16 protein-coding genes are annotated in these 17,409 nt (G+C 71.5%); 13 read left to right on the forward strand and 3 right to left on the reverse strand.

The window, feature by feature from the left end:
* Window positions 1-96: 96 nt before the first annotated feature.
* The gene (locus ABZY45_RS05375; protein ID WP_356736295.1) at window positions 97-1,677 is read left to right on the forward strand and encodes a TROVE domain-containing protein; all 1,581 of its coding nucleotides are present in this window, start codon (window positions 97-99) and stop codon (window positions 1,675-1,677) included.
* 79 nt (window positions 1,678-1,756) lie between these two features.
* Window positions 1,757-1,987 carry a hypothetical protein gene (locus ABZY45_RS05380; RefSeq protein WP_356736297.1) on the forward strand — a complete coding sequence of 77 codons (231 nt, stop codon included), beginning with the start codon at window positions 1,757-1,759 and terminating at the stop codon, window positions 1,985-1,987.
* Between the two features lie 113 nt (window positions 1,988-2,100).
* Here ABZY45_RS05380 and ABZY45_RS05385 read toward each other — a convergent pair whose 3' ends face one another.
* The 3 genes from ABZY45_RS05385 to ABZY45_RS05395 all read right to left on the reverse strand — a co-directional run bounded on the left by ABZY45_RS05385 (window position 2,101) and on the right by ABZY45_RS05395 (window position 4,492).
* On the reverse strand, window positions 2,101-3,321 hold the full coding sequence (locus ABZY45_RS05385; RefSeq protein ID WP_356736299.1) for a TerD family protein: 1,221 nt from the start codon (window positions 3,319-3,321) through the stop codon (window positions 2,101-2,103).
* 64 nt (window positions 3,322-3,385) lie between these two features.
* Window positions 3,386-3,619: a hypothetical protein gene (locus tag ABZY45_RS05390; protein WP_356736301.1), complete on the reverse strand. Its 234-nt coding sequence runs from the start codon at window positions 3,617-3,619 to the stop codon at window positions 3,386-3,388.
* A 63-nt stretch (window positions 3,620-3,682) separates the two neighbouring features.
* On the reverse strand, window positions 3,683-4,492 hold the full coding sequence (locus ABZY45_RS05395; RefSeq protein ID WP_356736303.1) for an NAD(P)-dependent oxidoreductase: 810 nt from the start codon (window positions 4,490-4,492) through the stop codon (window positions 3,683-3,685).
* A 344-nt stretch (window positions 4,493-4,836) separates the two neighbouring features.
* On the opposite strand from ABZY45_RS05395, the gene ABZY45_RS05400 reads away from it, so the two are divergent.
* From ABZY45_RS05400 to ABZY45_RS05450, 11 genes are all read left to right on the forward strand, one after another.
* Window positions 4,837-5,796, forward strand: coding sequence for a 5-dehydro-4-deoxyglucarate dehydratase (locus ABZY45_RS05400; protein WP_356736305.1), 960 nt, complete (start codon window positions 4,837-4,839; stop codon window positions 5,794-5,796).
* A complete protein-coding gene (locus ABZY45_RS05405) occupies window positions 5,793-6,977 on the forward strand; it encodes a hypothetical protein (RefSeq protein ID WP_356736307.1) in 1,185 nt (394 codons plus the stop codon). Before ABZY45_RS05400 ends, ABZY45_RS05405 begins: the two co-directional genes overlap by 4 nt.
* A 196-nt stretch (window positions 6,978-7,173) precedes the next feature.
* Window positions 7,174-7,830 (forward strand): GntR family transcriptional regulator, encoded by a 657-nt coding sequence (locus ABZY45_RS05410; protein WP_356736309.1) that lies wholly within the window; start codon window positions 7,174-7,176, stop codon window positions 7,828-7,830.
* Between the two features lie 50 nt (window positions 7,831-7,880).
* Complete coding sequence (locus ABZY45_RS05415) at window positions 7,881-8,783, forward strand: dihydrodipicolinate synthase family protein (protein ID WP_356736311.1); 903 nt, start codon at window positions 7,881-7,883, stop codon at window positions 8,781-8,783.
* Complete coding sequence (gene araD / locus ABZY45_RS05420) at window positions 8,780-10,525, forward strand: L-arabinonate dehydratase (protein WP_356736313.1); 1,746 nt, start codon at window positions 8,780-8,782, stop codon at window positions 10,523-10,525. Before ABZY45_RS05415 ends, araD begins: the two co-directional genes overlap by 4 nt.
* A 121-nt stretch (window positions 10,526-10,646) precedes the next feature.
* A complete protein-coding gene (locus ABZY45_RS05425; protein ID WP_356736315.1) occupies window positions 10,647-11,582 on the forward strand; it encodes a sugar ABC transporter permease in 936 nt (311 codons plus the stop codon).
* The gene (locus tag ABZY45_RS05430) at window positions 11,579-12,496 is read left to right on the forward strand and encodes a carbohydrate ABC transporter permease (RefSeq protein WP_356736317.1); all 918 of its coding nucleotides are present in this window, start codon (window positions 11,579-11,581) and stop codon (window positions 12,494-12,496) included. Before ABZY45_RS05425 ends, ABZY45_RS05430 begins: the two co-directional genes overlap by 4 nt.
* 5 nt (window positions 12,497-12,501) lie before the next feature.
* A complete protein-coding gene (locus ABZY45_RS05435; protein ID WP_356736319.1) occupies window positions 12,502-13,860 on the forward strand; it encodes a polysaccharide lyase family 1 protein in 1,359 nt (452 codons plus the stop codon).
* The gene (locus ABZY45_RS05440; RefSeq protein WP_356736321.1) at window positions 13,857-15,029 is read left to right on the forward strand and encodes a Gfo/Idh/MocA family oxidoreductase; all 1,173 of its coding nucleotides are present in this window, start codon (window positions 13,857-13,859) and stop codon (window positions 15,027-15,029) included. The genes ABZY45_RS05435 and ABZY45_RS05440 overlap by 4 nt, the downstream gene beginning before the upstream one ends.
* Entirely contained in the window at window positions 15,026-15,850 is an 825-nt protein-coding gene (locus ABZY45_RS05445; RefSeq protein WP_356736323.1) for a PmoA family protein, read from the forward strand. The genes ABZY45_RS05440 and ABZY45_RS05445 overlap by 4 nt, the downstream gene beginning before the upstream one ends.
* Window positions 15,847-17,394 (forward strand): family 43 glycosylhydrolase, encoded by a 1,548-nt coding sequence (locus ABZY45_RS05450; RefSeq protein ID WP_356736325.1) that lies wholly within the window; start codon window positions 15,847-15,849, stop codon window positions 17,392-17,394. Before ABZY45_RS05445 ends, ABZY45_RS05450 begins: the two co-directional genes overlap by 4 nt.
* Window positions 17,395-17,409: the final 15 nt, after the last annotated feature.

Raw genomic sequence — 17,409 nt, forward strand, 5'->3', positions numbered from 1 at the left:
TAGCTCAATCGGGTAGAGCATCGACAATACCGCCGCCGATTCCGATCTCGGGCACCCCATCACCGTGCCCTCCCCCATGAATTCGGGGGAATTCACATGGCTCGCTTCAACACCCGCTCCGCGCGTCCCCTTGTCACCTCGCCCGTGCGGACGACCGGCCGCACCACCCTCAACCACCAGGGCGGTACGGGACATCTCAGGGACTCCCGGTCCGAGCTCTTCCTGCTGGCCGTCGCGAACTTCGTGTCGCAGCAGACCTTCTGCGAGGACGGCGGGGAGCGCGACACCCGGTTCGCCGCACTCGTGCGGACCCTGGCTGTCGAGGACCCGGAGTGGACGGCGGGGCTGCTGAGCTGGCTGCGCCGCGAGGGACAGATGCGCACGGCGTCCGTCGTCGGCGCCGCCGAATACGTGAAGGCGCGGCTCGACGCCGGGGCGGTGGACGGCCCCTCCAACCGCCAGGTCGTGGACTCGGTGCTGCTGCGCCCGGACGAGCCCGGGGAGCTGCTCGGATACTGGACCTCGCGGTACGGCCGCGCCGTGCCCAAGCCGGTCAAGCGCGGCATCGCCGACGCCGTGCGCCGGCTCTACAGCGGCAAGGCGCTGCTGAAGTACGACACCGCGTCCAAGGGCTACCGCTTCGGTGACGTCCTGAATCTGGTGCACGCCGCGCCCGACCCCGCCAAGCCCTGGCAGGGCGAGCTGTTCCGCTACGCCCTGGACCGCAGGCACCACCCCGAGGACGCCGTCCCGCCCGCGTCGGACACCACCCTCACCGCCCACCGGGCTCTGATGGCGGTGCCGGTCGCCGAGCGCCGCGCGGTGGTCACCGGGCCCGGAGGCGCGGAGCGGCTGGCCGAGGCGGGCATGACCTGGGAGGCGCTCGCGGGATGGCTGCAGGGACCGATGGACGCCGCGGCCTGGGAAGCCGTGATCCCGTCCATGGGAGCCATGGCGCTCGTACGCAACCTGCGCAACTTCGACGAGGCGGGGGTCTCGGACGAGGTCGCTGCCGGGGTGGCGGCGCGGATCAGCGACCCGGAGGCCGTCGTGGCCTCGCGGCAGTTCCCCTTCCGCTACCTGGCGGCGTACCAGCACGCCCCGTCGTTGCGGTGGGCCTACCCGCTGGAGCAGGCGCTCGGGCACTCGCTGCGGAACGTCCCGGCGCTTCCCGGCCGCACGCTGGTCCTCGTCGACCGCTCGGGCTCGATGTGGTCCCCGCTGTCGGACCGCTCCCAGCTGAACCGGGCCGACGCGGCGGCCGTCTTCGGTGCGGCGCTCGCGCTGCGGGCCGATGACGCCGACCTGGTCGAGTTCGGTACGACCAGCGCACCGGTCGCGTACCGCGGGGGTGAATCCGTGCTGAAGGTCCTGGAGCGCTTCGGCGACCTCGGCGGGACCGACACCGTGCGGGCGGTGCGCAAGCACTACCGCGCACACGACCGGGTACTGATCGTCACCGACGAGCAGGCCTCCTTCACCCACTACGGCGACGCCACCGAGGGCATCCCGCCGACCGTACCCGTCTACACCTGGAACCTCGCCGGATACCGGCTCGGGCACGCGCCGTCCGGAAGCGACAACCGCCACACGTTCGGGGGTCTTTCCGACGCGGCGTTCCGCATGGTGCCCCTGCTGGAAGCGGGCAGGAGCGCGGTCTGGCCCTGGAAGCGCTGATTACGAATGCGGCACTACTGACCGCTCCGGAGCGGTCGGGCATGGCGTCGGCGGCTCCCAGGGCGCATACTCGACCGTAATGAAACAGTCAGCCGGTTCCCGGCGTCACCTGCCTTCCAGTCCCTTCAACCGCCCGGCCCAGGAGGCCCCCCCGGTCGAATGCTTCGATGTGGGCGACAGGGTGTCGCACGACCAGTTCGGTCTCGGGCGAGTTCTCGCCGTCGAGGGCGACAACGACGCGGTGCTCATCGACTTCTCGGGGCGCCAGGGGAGGATCCTGAGCCCGTACTCCAAGCTGACCAAGCTCTGAGAGAGCGAACGAGCACGCACAGCGTCCCACCGGAGACTCTCCGATCCGGGGCACCCTGGGGATGAGACCCCTCGGGTGCCCCGGAAGCCGTTCCGGGGCGGCCGACGGTGGTCCTACAGGGCCTTCGCGGCCGGCTTCACCATGCCCCGGACGGTCCGCGACTTCACGAACTCGCCCATGCCGGTCATCTCCCATTCGCCGGAGAACTGCTTGATCAGCTTGGCCATCATCACGCCGGTCTGCGGCTCCGCGCCGGTCAGGTCGAAGCGGACGAGCTCCTCGCCCGTGGCGGCGTCGATCAGCCGGCAGTAGGCCTTGGCGACCTCGGTGAACTTCTGGCCCGTGAAGGAGTTGACCGTGAACACCAGGCCCGTCGCGTCCGCGGGGATCCGGCCGAGGTCCACGACGATCACCTCGTCGTCGCCCGCGCCCTCACCCGTGAGGTTGTCGCCGGAGTGCTTGATCGCGCCGTTCAGGATGGAGAGCTTGCCGAAGTAGCAGCTGTCCAGGTGATTGCGGTTGGGGCCGAAGGCGATCACCGAGGCGTCGAGGTCGATGTCCTTGCCGCGGAACGCGGGCTCCCAGCCGAGGCCCATCTTGACCTGCGAGAGCAGCGGCCTGCCGCCCTTGACCAGGGAGACCGTCTGGTTCTTCTGGAGGCTGACCCGGCCCTTGTCGAGATTGATCTTGCCGGAGCCGGCGGGTGCGGGCGGCGCCGGGGGCGCCGGGGGAGCGATCCGCGGGTCCACGGGCGGGGTGGTCCGGGGTGCGACGGGCGGTGCGGCCGGGGGAGCGAGGGGCGCCGCCGGGGCGGGCGGGGCGGCCGCTGCGGGCTCCTCCACCGAGACGCCGAAGTCGGTGGCGATGCCCGCCAGGCCGTTCGCATAGCCCTGGCCGACGGCGCGGGCCTTCCAGGCGCCGTTGCGCAGGTAGATCTCGATGACCACCAGTGCCGTCTCGCCGCCCAGCTGCGGCGGGGTGAAGGTGGCGAGCACACCGCCGTCGTCCGCGTTGCGCACGGTGGCGGTGGGCTCGACGCCCTGGAAGGTCTGGCCTGCGGCGTCGGGGCTCGCGGTGACGACGATCTTCTCGATGCCCGGGGGGACCGCGGTGGTGTCCACCACGATCGCGTCGGGCGCGGACCCGCCGCCCGAGCGGTAGGTCACGCCGGGGCCCGAGGGCTGGTTGTAGAAGATGAAGTCGTCGTCGGAGCGCACCTTGCCGTCGGCGGTGAGCAGCAGGCCCGAGACGTCGAGCCGCACGGGGGCGGCGACGTCCACCGCCACGCGGGCGGCGGAGAGAGGGATGTTCGAGCCGGGGGTCATTGCGGTCATGCACGGGGTAACGAACGACCCGGCTTTGCCGTTCCCTTACCTTCGGCGGCTTGATCCGTACGGCTCAGCGCCGGCCGCCCGCCCGGTTGCGGGGGTGGTCCCGGGCGGTCCGCTCGTTGCCGTGCCGGTACGCGCCCGTCCAGCGCGCCATGACGAGCTGGGCGTCACCCGATGCCACTTCGGCCAGGAACTTCTCCGCCCGGCCGCCGCGCAGGGTGCCCGCGGGGCGGCCGTGGTGGGTGAGGGTGACGCTCGCGTCGCCGTGCTGCTCGTACCGGAATCCGGAAGGTCGGGGCATGGCCGTATGGTGCACCCGCTGGCGCGCCGGGGCACGGCATTTTTCCCCGGCCGGCCGAGGTTCTCAGTAGGGCCAGATCGGCGGGTCCGTGACGAAGTGGCCGCCGATGTGGGCGTGGTCGGGATTCTCCGGGTCGAGCTCGCCGTGCTCGGCGACGAGCTTGTCCGCGTACTGCTCGGAGTCGTCCTGGGGGTCGTACCCGAGGGCGCGGGCGCTCGTCAGGTCCCACCACAGGCGGGTGTTGTCGGAGGAGCCGTAGACCACCGTGTGCCGCACGTCCTCGGCGGTCAGGGCGGCGTGGAAGAGGCGCGCCCCGTCGCCGGGGCTCATCCAGACGGACAGCATCCGCACCGACGTCGGCTCCATGAAGCAGGATCCGATGCGCACCGAGACGGTCTCCAGGCCGTGCTTGTCCCAGTAGAACTGGGCGAGGTCCTCACCGAAGGACTTCGACAGGCCGTAGAAGGTGTCGGGGCGCCGGGGGGTCTCGACCGGGATCAGCGGGTCGCCGGGCAGGGGACGCGGGGTGTAGCCGATGGCGTGGTTGGAGGAGGCGAACACGATCCGCCCGACACCCTCCTCGCGCGCCGCCTCGTAGAGGTTGTAGGTGCCCTCGATGTTGGAGTGCAGGATCTTGTCGAACGAGGATTCCAGGGAGATGCCCGCGAGGTGGATGATCGCGTCGACGCCCCGCACGGCTTCCCGGAGCGCGTCCTTGTCACCCAGGTCCGCGGTGACGGCGCCGGGCTCACCCTCGATGGGGGTGAGATCGAGGAGCCGGAGGTCGTAGCCGTAGGCGGGGAGCAGTCCCCGCATGAGGGTGCCGAGGCCGCCGGCGGCGCCGGTGAGCAGGACGGTGCGGGGAGCGGGCATACGGGGATCTCCTCGGTGCGGGCGCAGGACGCGGGCGCGGCGTGCGCGGACAGGTGCGGCAAGGTGCTGCGCGGAGCTGGACGTACGGACAGCAAGGTACGCGCGGCGCGCGGACATGGCGCAACCCGCCCGGAGCGTCAAATCCATGGATCGCATTCACATGCGTGGACACGCTAGGAACTCCTGGCGGACCGCGTCAAGTGCGGTGCCCACGCGAACGATCCGGGCTCGAGTCGGGTGTTCGCGTCTTGACCTGCGCCGTACGGCTGCCTTAGCGTGGCTGCGTTCATAAATATGGACATCGATCATAATTGTGCACGCCTGAATCTGCTCAGGGAGCGCCCGTGACCTCAGCCCCCCTTGCCGCCCGACTCACCGACGTCGCCGGGCCGCTCTTCTTCCCCGTCACCGCCTACGGGCCGGACGGCGCCGTCGATCTCGACGCCTTCCGCGCACACGTGCGCAAGGGTGTCGACGCCGGCGCGGCGGCCGTCTTCGCCTGCTGCGGCACCGGCGAGTTCCACGCGCTGGCCCCCGACGAGTTCCGCCTCGTCGTGGCCGCCGCCGTCGAGGAGACGGCGGGGCGGGTGCCCGTCGTCGCGGGCGCCGGTTACGGCACGGCGCTCGCGATCCAGTACGCGAAGCTCGCCGAGGAGGCGGGCGCGGACGGCCTGCTCGCCATGCCGCCCTACCTCGTCGTCGCCGGCCAGGAGGGGCTGCTGGCCCACTACACCGCCCTCGCCGCCGCGACTCCGCTGGAGACGATCGTCTACCAGCGGGACAACGCGGTCTTCACCCCGGAGACCGTCCTCGCCCTGGCCGCCACCCCCGGGATCATCGGGCTGAAGGACGGCGTCGGCGACCTCGACCTGATGCAGCGCATCGTCAGCGCCGTACGCACCGGACTGCCGGGCGAGGACTTCCTGTACTTCAACGGGCTGCCCACCGCCGAACTCACCGGGCTCGCCTACCGCGGCATCGGTGTCACGCTCTACTCCTCCGCCGTCTTCGCCTTCGCCCCCGACATCGCCCTGGCCTTCTACCGGGCGCTGGAATCCGGCGACGACGACCAGGTCAACGCGCTGCTCGACCACTTCTACCGGCCGCTCGTCGAACTCCGGGCCAGGGGCCGGGGCTACGCCGTCTCGCTGGTCAAGGCGGCCGTCCGGCTGGAGGGCCTTGACGTCGGACCGGTGCGCACCCCGCTCACCGAGCCCCCGGCGGCGCACATCGAGGAACTGGCCGCGATCATCGCCAACGGCCGCGCCCTGCTGGAGAAGTACGGCGCTGAGGGGGCGAAGTGAGGGCCTCCGCCTTCCTGTACCCCTGGGACGTCGTGGGGGATCCCGAGGCGCCCGGACGGCTCGCCGGACTCGGCGTCGAGCAGGTGACGCTCGCCTCCGCGTACCACTCGACCCGGGCCCTGACCCCGCGCCACCCAGGCCACCGGATCGTCACCGCCGAACACGCGGCGGTGCTCTACCCGCCGGACGCCACCCGCTGGAAGGGGCGCGAGCTGAGCCCCTACGCACAGTCCTGGGTGCCGGGGGAGGACCCGTACGCCGAGGCCGCCGACGCGCTGGCGGGCGCCGGTCTCCAGGTGCACTCCTGGGTGGTCCTGGCGCACAACTCCCGGCTCGGGGCGGAACATCCGGACACCTCCGTGGTCAACGCCTACGGTGACCGCTACCCCTGGGCGCCGTGCATCGCGCAGCCCGCCGTCCACGCCTACCTGGTGGACCTGGCGGCCGAGGCCGCCGTAAGGCCAGGGGCGTCGGGCACCGAGCTGGAGTCGTGCGGCTGGTACGGCTTCGGGCATCTGCACGCCCACGACAAGACCGCGGGGGTGGGCCTCGGGGACGCCGCGCAGTATCTGATGTCCCTCTGCTTCTGCCCCGACTGCCGGGCCGGGTACGCCTCGGTGGGGCTGGACCCCGACGGGCTGGGCGCGGCGGTCCGCCGCGCGCTGGAACCCGTCTGGGCCGGTCAGGGGTCCGCGGAGTCCGGCTGGTCCGGCGTGGGGGCGCTGCTCGGCGAGGACCTCGCCGACGCCACCCTGCGGTGGCGTACACAGGTCGCCAGGGGCCTCCAGGAGGCGGCTGTCGCGGCGGTGCGGGCCGCCGCGCCGGGTCCGGACTTCCAGGTCCTGCTGCACGCCGACCCGGCGCCGTACCGCACCGGTGCCAACGTCGGGACGGACCCCGCGCACATCCTGTCCACGGCGGACGGGGTCGTGCTGCCGTGCACCGGTCCGGACCCGGCCCGCGAGGCGGTGCTCGGCCCGTACGGGGGCCTCTCCGGGGTGCTCGCCGCGAACTTCAACGTGGTCTCGGGGATGGGTGGCAGCCCCGGCACGCTCGCACGGGACGCCGCGCACGCGGCCTCGCTCGGCGCGGGCGAACTGCGCCTGTACCACGCGGGTCTGGCCTCCGGCCCGGACCTGAGTGCCGTCACGGACGCCCTGTCCGCCCTGCGCGGCGGCTGACCCGGCCGGCACCCACTCCCGCGCGCAGGTCCCCGGCACACGCCGGGGACCTGCGGCTTTTCCGGCTTCCCGCGACGAAACCAAATTTCTTCTGTCAGAAGCGTTGACGAAACATTCACACCGCTCTAGCTTCATCGCGTCATACTTCGTACGTCATATATGAGACGCGATACGCGAGATGTGAGAGCACCTTTCCATGACCTTTGCGCCTGCCCCGATCCCTTCCAGGACCCAGTACGTGCTGGAGGCGATCAAGCACGCGATCCTCACCGCGCAGCTGAGACCGGGACAGGCCCTCGTGGAGACCGAACTCGCCGCCCAGTTCGGGGTGTCGAAGACCCCCGTCCGTGAGGCGCTGAAGACGCTCGCCGGTACCGGACTGGTCGTCATGAGCCAGTACAAGGGCGCCACGGTCCGCCTCGTGGACGCCGCCATGGCCCGGGAGGTCTACGACGTGCGCCTGCTCCTGGAGCCGGAGGCGCTGCGCCGCACCATCACCCGGCAGGCATCGCTGGAAGCGGCCCAGGAGGCCCTGGAGCGGTCCGACTCGGCGATCGACAAGGCGGACAGGTCGCTCGCCAACCGCGACTTCCACCGGGCGCTCTACCTGCCCTGCGGCAACCCGCTGCTCGGCCGGATGCTCGACGAGGTCCGAGACCAGGCCGCACTCGTGTCGACCGTGGCCTGGTCGGCGATCCCCTCCTGGGAGCGCGAGGCGGCCGAGCACCGCGAGATCCTCAGGCTCGCGCTGGCCGCCGACGCGGAAGCCGCCGCGGGAGCCCTGCACGACCACATCGCATCGTTCGTACGCCGTGCGTTCCCCGACGACGAAGACGGGGGTGACACGGCGTGAACCACCCGCTGGATCCGACTCACCAGCACTCCGACGAAAGGCCAGTCCGCATGGACATCTCCCCGCTGAAGGCGGCCCTCGCAGACGTAGTGGCGATCCCGGTGACCCCGTTCGCCGAGGACGGGAGCATCGACGTCCCGGCGCACCGCGTCCTGCTGAGGCGCCTGCTCGACGGCGGCGTCCGCATCGTCACCCCGAACGGCAACACCGGTGAGTTCTACGCGCTCACCCCCGACGAGCGGCGCTCCGTCACCGAGCTGACCGTCGAGGAGGCCGGCGGGCGCGCCACCGTCCTGGTGGGAGTCGGCCATGACGTGCCCACCGCCGTCGCCGCCGCCGAGCACGCCAGGGACACCGGGGCCGAGATGGTGATGGTGCACCAGCCCGTGCACCCCTACGTCTCGCAGGACGGCTGGATCGACTACCACCGGGCCATCGCCGAAGCCGTCCCGGACCTCGGCGTCGTCCCCTACATCCGCAACCCGCTGCTGGCCGGTGAGGCGCTCGCGGAGCTCGCCGACAACTGCCCCAACGTCATCGGCGTGAAGTACGCCGTCCCGGACGCCGCGCGCTTCGGCGCCTTCGCCCGCGACGCCGGCCTGGAGCGGTTCGTGTGGGTCGCCGGGCTCGCCGAGCTCTACGCCCCCTCCTACTTCGCCACCGGCGCCACCGGCTTCACCTCCGGCCTCGTCAACGTCGCGCCCGGCGTCTCGCTGGGCATGCTGGAGGCGCTGCGGGCCGGTGACTACACCGCGGCCATGAAGGTCTGGGAGGAGATCCGCCGCTTCGAGGAGCTGCGCGCCGACCGGCAGTCCGCCAACAACGTGACGGTCGTCAAGGAGGCACTGGCCTCGCTCGGGCTCTGCCGCCGAGACGTGCGCGCGCCGAGCCGGGTCCTGCCCGAGGCGCAGCGCGCGGAGGTCGCCGACCAGGTCGCCGGGTGGTCCATATGACGGACAACGGCACGACGGAACGCCGCATCTCCCCCGAGGAGCTGCGCAGCCACCAGTGGTACGGCACGGACGGCCTGCGCTCGTTCAGCCACCGCGCCCGCACCCGGCAGCTCGGCTACCTCCCCGAGGAGCACCTGGGCAAGCCGGTCATCGCGATCCTCAACACCTGGTCCGACATCAACCCCTGCCACGTCCACCTGCGCGACCGCGCCCAGGCGGTCAAGCGGGGCGTCTGGCAGGCGGGCGGCTTCCCGCTGGAGTTCCCGGTCTCCACGCTCTCGGAGACCTTCCAGAAGCCGACCCCGATGCTCTACCGCAACATGCTGGCGATGGAGACGGAGGAGCTGCTGCGCTCCTACCCCGTCGACGGAGCGGTGCTGCTGGGCGGCTGCGACAAGTCCACGCCGGCGCTGCTGATGGGCGCCGCGTCCGTCGACCTGCCGACGGTCTTCGTGCCCGCCGGACCGATGCTGCCGGGCCACTGGCGCAACGAGGTCCTCGGCTCCGGTACGGACATGTGGAAGTACTGGGACGACAAGCGGGCCGGGCTCATCGGGGACTGCGAGATGGCCGAGCTGGAGAACGGGCTCGCCCGCTCGCCGGGCCACTGCATGACGATGGGTACGGCCTCCACGCTGACCGCCGCCGCCGAGGCGCTGGGGGTCACCGTGCCGGGCGCCTCGTCCATCCCGGCCGTCGACTCCGGTCACGACCGGATGGCCGCGCAGTCCGGCCTCCGCATCGTCGAACTGGTGTGGCAGCAGCTGACGTTGTCGAAGATCCTCACTGCCGACGCCTACGAGGACGCCGTCGCCACCGTCCTCGCCCTCGGCGGCTCCACCAACGCCGTCATCCACCTGATCGCCATGGCCGGCCGCTCCGGGGTGAAACTCACCCTGGACGACTTCGACCGCATCGCCCGCACCGTCCCGGTGCTCGCCAACCTCCGCCCCGGCGGCAAGTACCTCATGGAGGACTTCCACTTCGCCGGAGGGCTGCCGGGCTTCCTGGCACGGCTCACCGACGTACTCCACCTGGACCGGCCCACCGTCACGCACGGCACGATGCGCGAGCAGCTCGACGGGGCGCTCGTCCACAACGCCGACGTCATCCGGGAGCGCGACAACCCCCTGGCGGAGGAGGGCGGCGTGGCGGTGCTGCGCGGCAACCTGTGCCCCGACGGCGCGGTCATCAAGCACATCGCCGCCGAGCCCCACCTGCTGCGTCACACCGGACCCGCGGTCGTCTTCGACGACTACAAGGAGATGCAGCGCACCATCAACGACCCGGCCCTGGCCCTCACCCCGGACCATGTGCTGGTGCTGCGGAACGCCGGCCCCAAGGGCGGACCGGGCATGCCCGAGTACGGCATGCTGCCGATCCCGGACTACCTGCTGAAGCAGGGCGTACGCGACATGGTGCGGCTGTCCGACGCCCGGATGAGCGGCACCAGTTACGGGGCCTGCGTCCTGCACATCGCCCCCGAGTCCTTCGTCGGCGGACCGCTCGCCCTGGTCCGCACCGGGGACCTGATCACGCTGGACGTCGAGGCGCGGCTGCTCCATCTCGACGTCTCCGACGAGGAGATGGAGCTCCGCAGGTCCGAGTGGACCGAGCCGCCCGCCCGTTACGGGCGCGGATACGGCGCGCTCTACCAGGACCAGATCACCCAGGCCGACACCGGATGCGACTTCGCGTTCCTGGCGAGGCAGGGAGAAGTTCCCGACCCGTACGCGGGCTGACCCGGGCGAACGGAATTCAGCGCACCACCTGTCCGGGATACCGAACGGCATGCGGTAAGCGCTTGCACCATGCACCGAATGCACGGCACATCCAGCACTTCCCAGAGATCGGAGACGCGTCATGGCCCACACAGCCGTGGCCACACCGCCGCCCAAGGCGAAGGCGACCAAGCGCCGCTCGGCAAGTCCCCGCCGCCTGCCGTACCTGCTGATCGCGCCCGCGGGCCTGCTGATGGTGGGCTTCATCGCCTATCCGGTCATCAGCGTCTTCTACTACAGCCTGCAGAACTACAACGTCACCAAGCCGTGGCGCAACGGCTTCGCCGGCTTCGACAACTTCACCCGGATCTTCACCGAGGACGACCAGTTCTGGTCGACGCTCGGCTTCAGCGCCCAGTGGGTCTTCACCCAGGTCACCCTGCAGCTCGCACTCGGCCTCGCGCTCGCGCTGATCGTCAACCAGACCTTCATCGGCCGCGGCATATCCCGCGCCATGGTCTTCTCTCCCTGGGCCGTCTCCGGCGTGCTGACCAGCACCATCTGGATCCTGCTCTACAACTCCTCGACCGGCTTCAGCCGCTACCTCGCGGACGCCGGGATCGGCGAGTACGGCACCTCGGTGCTCTCCGACACCGGGACCGTCTTCTGGGCGGCGACCATCTCCGAACTCTGGCGCGGAGTCCCCTTCTTCGCCATCCTCATCCTCGCCGACCTGCAGTCCGTCTCCAAGGAACTGTACGAGGCGGCGTCGGTGGACGGAGCGGGGCGGATGCGCCAGTTCTTCCACATCACCCTCCCGCACCTGCGCGACGCGATCATCCTCGCCACCCTGCTGCGCGGGGTCTGGGAGTTCAACAACGTCGACCTGCTCTACACCCTCACCGGTGGCGGGCCCGCGGGTGAGACCACCACCCTCCCGCTCTACGTCGCCAATACCGGCATCGAGGGCCACGACTTCGGATACGCCTCGGCGCTCACCACCGTCGCCTTCGTGATCCTCCTCTTCTGCTCGATCGTCTATCTGCGCCTGAGCAAGTTCGGAGGCGACCACAAGTGACTGCCGCACTCGCAGAGAAGAACAGCGCCCGCACGCCGGGACCGTCCACGGGGAACGACGTCCCGCCGCCCCCCGCCCACCGCCGCACCAAGCGTGAGCGCGCCTTCGACGACGTACCGCGCTGGCAGATCTACGTGCCGCTCGGCATCTACCTGCTCTTCACGCTCATCCCCTTCTACTGGATGTTCCTCTTCGCCGTACGGCCCGCGGGCTCCACCTCGCTCGTGCCGTGGCCGATGACGGGGGAGCACTTCTCCAAGGTCTGGAACGAGCGCAGCTTCGCGGTCTTCTTCCAGAACAGCATGCTCGTCGGCGTCGCGACGCTGATCGCCACGACCCTGGTCGCCCTGGCCGGCGGTTACGCCCTGGCCCGGTTCGACTTCAAGATCAAGGGCGCCTTCATGCTGGCGCTGCTCTGCTCGCAGTTCATCCCGGGCGCGCTGATGCTCGTACCGCTCTTCGAGATCTTCAAGAACCTCCAGATGATCAACTCCCTCGGGAGCGTCGTCATCGCGGAGACCGTCTTCCAGCTCCCCCTGTCGATCATCCTGATCAGCGGCTTCATCAAGAACGTGCCGGTCTCTCTCGAAGAGGCCGCCTGGGTGGACGGCTGCTCGCGCTTCAAGGCCTTCTGCGCGGTCGTGCTGCCGCTGCTGCGCCCCGGCCTGATCGCCGTCGGCTCCTTCGCCTTCGTCCACAGCTGGAACCACTTCCTGTTCGCCCTGATGTTCCTCAGTGAGCAGGACAAGCAGACGATCCCGGTCGGCCTCAACACCCTGATCGGCGCCGACAGCGTCGACCTGGGGGCACTGGCCGCGGGCGGCGTCATCGCCGCGGTGCCCGTGGTGATCGTCTTCGCCTTCATCCAGAAGTGGCTCATCACCGGCTTCAGCGCCGGCGCGGTGAAGGGATGACGGACATGATCCCGAAGCCCCGTCCCCGGACCGCCCGCCGCGCCGCCGCGGCGCTCGCCCTGCTGCTGGGCAGCCTGGCCCTTCAGCCGGGGGCCCAGGCCGCGACCGCGGCGCCGGAGGCCCGGCCCGCCGCCCCGGAGCGCGACCTCGGCCGCGAGGTCCTCCCCGAGGGCGACGGCTGGGCGGCCGAGGGCGCCGGAACCACCGGCGGCTCGGCAGCGGACGACTCCCACGTGTTCACCGTGCGCAACCGCGCCCAGCTCGTCGCCGCGCTCGACGGCGGCAGCCCCACGCCCAAGATCATCAAGATCGCGGGGACCGTGGACGCCAACACCGACGACCGCGGCCGCCGGCTGGACTGCGCCGACTACGCCACCGACGGCTACGACCTGGACGCCTATCTCGCCGCCTACGACCCGCGCACCTGGGGCGGCGCCAAGCCCGCCGGAGCGCAGGAGGACGCCCGCAAGGCGTCCGCCGCCCGCCAGGCCGAACGCGTCGAACTGCTGGTCGGCTCCAACACCACGATCGTCGGCCTCGGCACGAGCGCCGTCCTCAGGGGCGCGAGCCTGCGGGTCGACGGTGCCGACAACGTCATCGTCCGCAACCTCGAACTGCGCGACGCCTACGACTGCTTCCCGGCCTGGCAGCCCAACACCGGCGGGCTCGGCGACTGGAAGACGGCGTACGACACCCTGTGGCTGCGCGGCGCCACCCACGTCTGGGTCGACCACGTCACCGCCAGCGACAAGGGCCACCCCGACGACCGGGAGCCCACCTACTTCGGGCGCAACTTCCTGCGCCACGACGGGCTCCTCGACATCACCAACGGCTCCGACCTGGTCACCGTCTCCTGGAGCCGGTTCGCCGACCACGACAAGGCGATGCTGATCGGCAACGGCGACGGTGTCACCACCGACCGGGGCAAGCTCCGCGTCACCCTGCACCACAACGAGTTCCACTCCGTCGTCCAGCGCGCGCCCCGCGTCCGCTTCGGCCAGGTCCACCTCTACAACAACCGCTACGTCATCCCCGAGGACGGCGGCGACTTCCGCTACTCCCTCGGCGTCTCCACCGAGTCCCGGATCGTCGCGGAGAACAACGCGTTCGAAGCCCCGGGCCACGTGGAGGTCGCCGACCTGGTCAAGAGCTGGAACGGCAGCGCCCTCACCGAGCGCGGCACCGTCTTCAACGGCTTCCCCGTCGACCTCGTCTCCATCCACAACGCCTACAACTCCGGCAGCGAGAGGGACCTCACCACCGACACCGGCTGGACCCCGGTCCTGCACGGCCCGGTCGACGACGCCGGGAGCGCGGCGGCCGAGGTGGCCCGCGGGGCCGGAGCGGGGAGGGCGGGCCGATGAGCGTCACCACCCCCCTGCCCGTCGTCCTGGCCGGTGCCCGGGGCCACGGCCGCTGGCACCTCGCCAACATCCGCAGGCTCCAGCACCAGGGCCTGGTCAGACTCGCCGGGATCTGCGAGCTGAACCCGCTGACCGAGGACGAACTCGAGGCCTTCGCAGGCGAACTCCCCGAGCAGTCGGCCGACTTCGGAGCCCTCCTGGACTCCACCGGCGCACGCGCCGCCGTCATCTGCACACCGATCCCGACGCACACCGAGCTCGCCCTGACCGCGGCCTCCCGCGGCGTCCACCTCCTCCTGGAGAAGCCGCCCGCCGCCACCTGGGCGGACTACGCCCGCATGACCGAGGGCGTGCGGGAGGCGGGCGTCGCCTGCCAGATCGGCTTCCAGTCCTTCGGGTCCCACGCGGTGCCCGCCATCAAGGAACTCGTACGCTCCGGAGCCATCGGGAACGTACGCGGCATCGGCGCCGCCGGTGCCTGGGTCCGCGACGACACCTACTTCCGCCGCGCTCCCTGGGCGGGCCGCCGCCGGCTCGGCGGCACGGACGTGGTCGACGGGGTGCTCACCAACCCGCTGGCGCACGCCGTCGCCACCGCTCTCGAACTGGCGGACCGCGGCACGGCCGAGGACGTCACCTCCATCGAGACGGAGCTCTTCCGGGCCCACGACATCGAGTCCGACGACACCAGCTGCTGCCGTGTCACCACCACCGGCGGACTGCCGGTCACCGTCGCGGTCACCCTCTGCGCCGAGGAGGCCGGCGAACCGTACGTGATCGTGCACGGCGACCGGGGCCGCGTCACCTTCTGGTACAAGCAGGACCGCGTCCTCGTCCAGCGCGCCGGACACGGCCCCGAGGAGGCCGTGCACGGGCGGACCGACCTCCTGGAGAACCTCGTCGACCACCTGGAGCACGGCACCGAGCTCCTCGTACCGCCGGAGCGCACGGGCGCCTTCATGCGGGTCGTCGAAGCCGTGCGCACCGCACCCGACCCCACCGCGCTGCCCGCCACGGCCTGGCACACCCGGCCCGACGGGCCCGGCGGAGGGAACCGGCGCGTCGTGCGAGGCGTCGACGGCACCGTCGCCGCCGCTGCCGACACCCTCACCCTCTTCTCCGAACTGGGCGCCTCCTGGGCGCGCCCGAGCGAGGTGAGCACACCGTGACCACCGCACTCCTCAGCTGCGCCGGACGCCCCGTCGGCCGCTACACCTACCGGCCCGGGACGGACAGCCGGCCCTACCTCCACCCCGTCACCACCCTCGCCGGAACCCCCGTCACCGAGGAGCGCCCGGCCGACCACATCCACCACCTCGGAGCCTCCGTCGCCGTGCCCGACGTGGCCGGACACAACTTCTGGGGCGGACGCACCTTCGTCCGCGGCCAGGGACCCACCGAGCTCGACAACCACGGCACGCAGCGCCACATCGGCTGGAAGCTCCGCGACCCGGACGGTTTCGTGGAGGAGCTCAGCTGGGAGGCCGCCGGCACCGAACTGCTGCGCGAGCACCGCACGGTCGCCGTCGCCGGACTCTCCACGACGGCCTGGGCCCTGGACTTGTCGTTCTCCCTGACCAACCGGGGCACCGCTGACCTCTCCATCGGCAGCCCCGCCACCAACGGCCGTCCCGGCGCCGGATACGGGGGCTTCTTCTGGCGGGCCCCGAAGGAGGCCCGGCCGCCGGCCGTATTCAGCGGCACGCTCGACGGCGAGGAGGCCGTGCACGGCAAGGCGGCCGACTGGCTGGCCCTCGCCGGGGACGGCTGGACCCTCGTGTTCGCCGGTGCGACCGAGGAGACCCGGCGCGACCCGTGGTTCGTACGGACCACCGAGTACCCGGGCGTCGGCTCGTCCCTCGCCGCGGAGCGGCGGCTGCCCGTCGCCGCCGGAGCCACCGTCGTACGCCGGATCGTGACCGTCGTCGCCGACGGACGCCTCGACCGCGACGCCGCCGCCGCCCACGTCCGGAAGGCGGTCGCCGCATGACACCCGTCTGGAGAGCCGACCTCGGGGACGGCACCTACCGCAACCCGGTCCTCAACTCGGACTGGTCCGACCCGGACGTCGTGCGCGTCGGCGACGACTACTACCTCACCGCGTCCAGCTTCGGCCGCGTCCCTGGGCTGCCCCTGCTGCACTCCCGCGACCTGGTCAACTGGACGCTCATCGGCCACGCCCTGGAGCGGCTCGGACCGGACGCGGACTTCTCCGTACCCCGCCACGACTGCGGCGTGTGGGCACCCTCGCTGCGCCATCACGCCGGACGTTTCTGGATCTTCTGGGGCGACCCCGACCACGGCATCCAGCAGATCAACGCCGAGGACATCCGCGGACCCTGGAGCGCCCCGCACCTCGTCAAGGCGGGCAAGGGCCTGATCGACGCCTGCCCCCTGTGGGACGACGAGACCGGCGAGGCCTATCTGGTGCACGCCTGGGCGAAGTCCCGCTCCGGCATCAAGAACCGGCTCACGGGCCACCGGATGAGCCCCGACGGACGCGAAGTCCTCGACGAGGGCACCACCCTGATCGACGCCGACACGATCCCGGGCTGGTTCACCCTCGAAGGCCCCAAGCTCTACCGGCACGACGGGTACTTCTGGATCTTCGCCCCGGCCGGGGGAGTGGAGACCGGCTGGCAGGGTGCCTTCCGCTCGCGGACCTTCGACGGCCCCTACGAGGAGCGCGTCGTCCTGGAGCAGGGCAGCACCGAGGTCAACGGCCCGCACCAGGGCGGCTGGGTCCGTACCGCTGCCGGCGAGGACTGGTTCCTGCACTTCCAGACCCGCGGAGCCTACGGCCGGGTCGTGCACCTCCAGCCGATGCGCTGGGAGGCGGGCTGGCCGGTCATCGGCGACGAGGGCGAACCCGTCCTCGTCCACCGCCGGCCCCGGGCGCCGGAGCAGGCCGCCGGGGCACCGGCGTCCAGCGACGACTTCCCCGGCGGGCGCCACGGCCGCCAGTGGCAGTGGACGGCCAACCCCCGGCCCGGCTGGACCGTCGGGCACGCGGGCGACGGCCTGCGGCTGAGCTGCGTACGCACCGCGTACGCCCACGATCTGCGGGCCCTGCCCAACGTCCTGGTGCAGCGGCTCCCCGCCGAGGAGTTCACCGTCGAGGTGGGCATCACCCTGGACACCGGTGAGCCGGGCGCCAAAGCAGGGCTCGCCGTCCTCGGTGACGCCTTCTCGTGGATCGGCCTGGAGGCCGGGCCGGACGGCTCGGCACAGCTGGTGCACCGGTACGCCGAGGCCGTGGCCGAGCACGAGCGGGACGCCGAACACCCGCGCCCCGCACCCGGGGCAGCGGTCCGGGTCCGGATCGAGGTCACCCGGGGCGCCCGCTGCCGCTTCTACGCCGACACCGGCGACGGGGCCGGGTTCCGCCGTTCCGGCCAGGTCTTCGCCGCCACCCCCTGGCGCTGGGTCGGAGCCCTGCTCGGCCTCTTCGCCACGGCACCGGCCGGCACGGGGCCTTCGGGCACCGCAGGTTTCACCGCGTTCCGCACCAGCGAAAGACCACGCACCTCCTGATTCCGCACCGCTGTA

It is taken from the genome of Streptomyces sp. NPDC006516 (genome assembly GCF_040611875.1).
Lineage (GTDB): Bacteria > Actinomycetota > Actinomycetes > Streptomycetales > Streptomycetaceae > Streptomyces.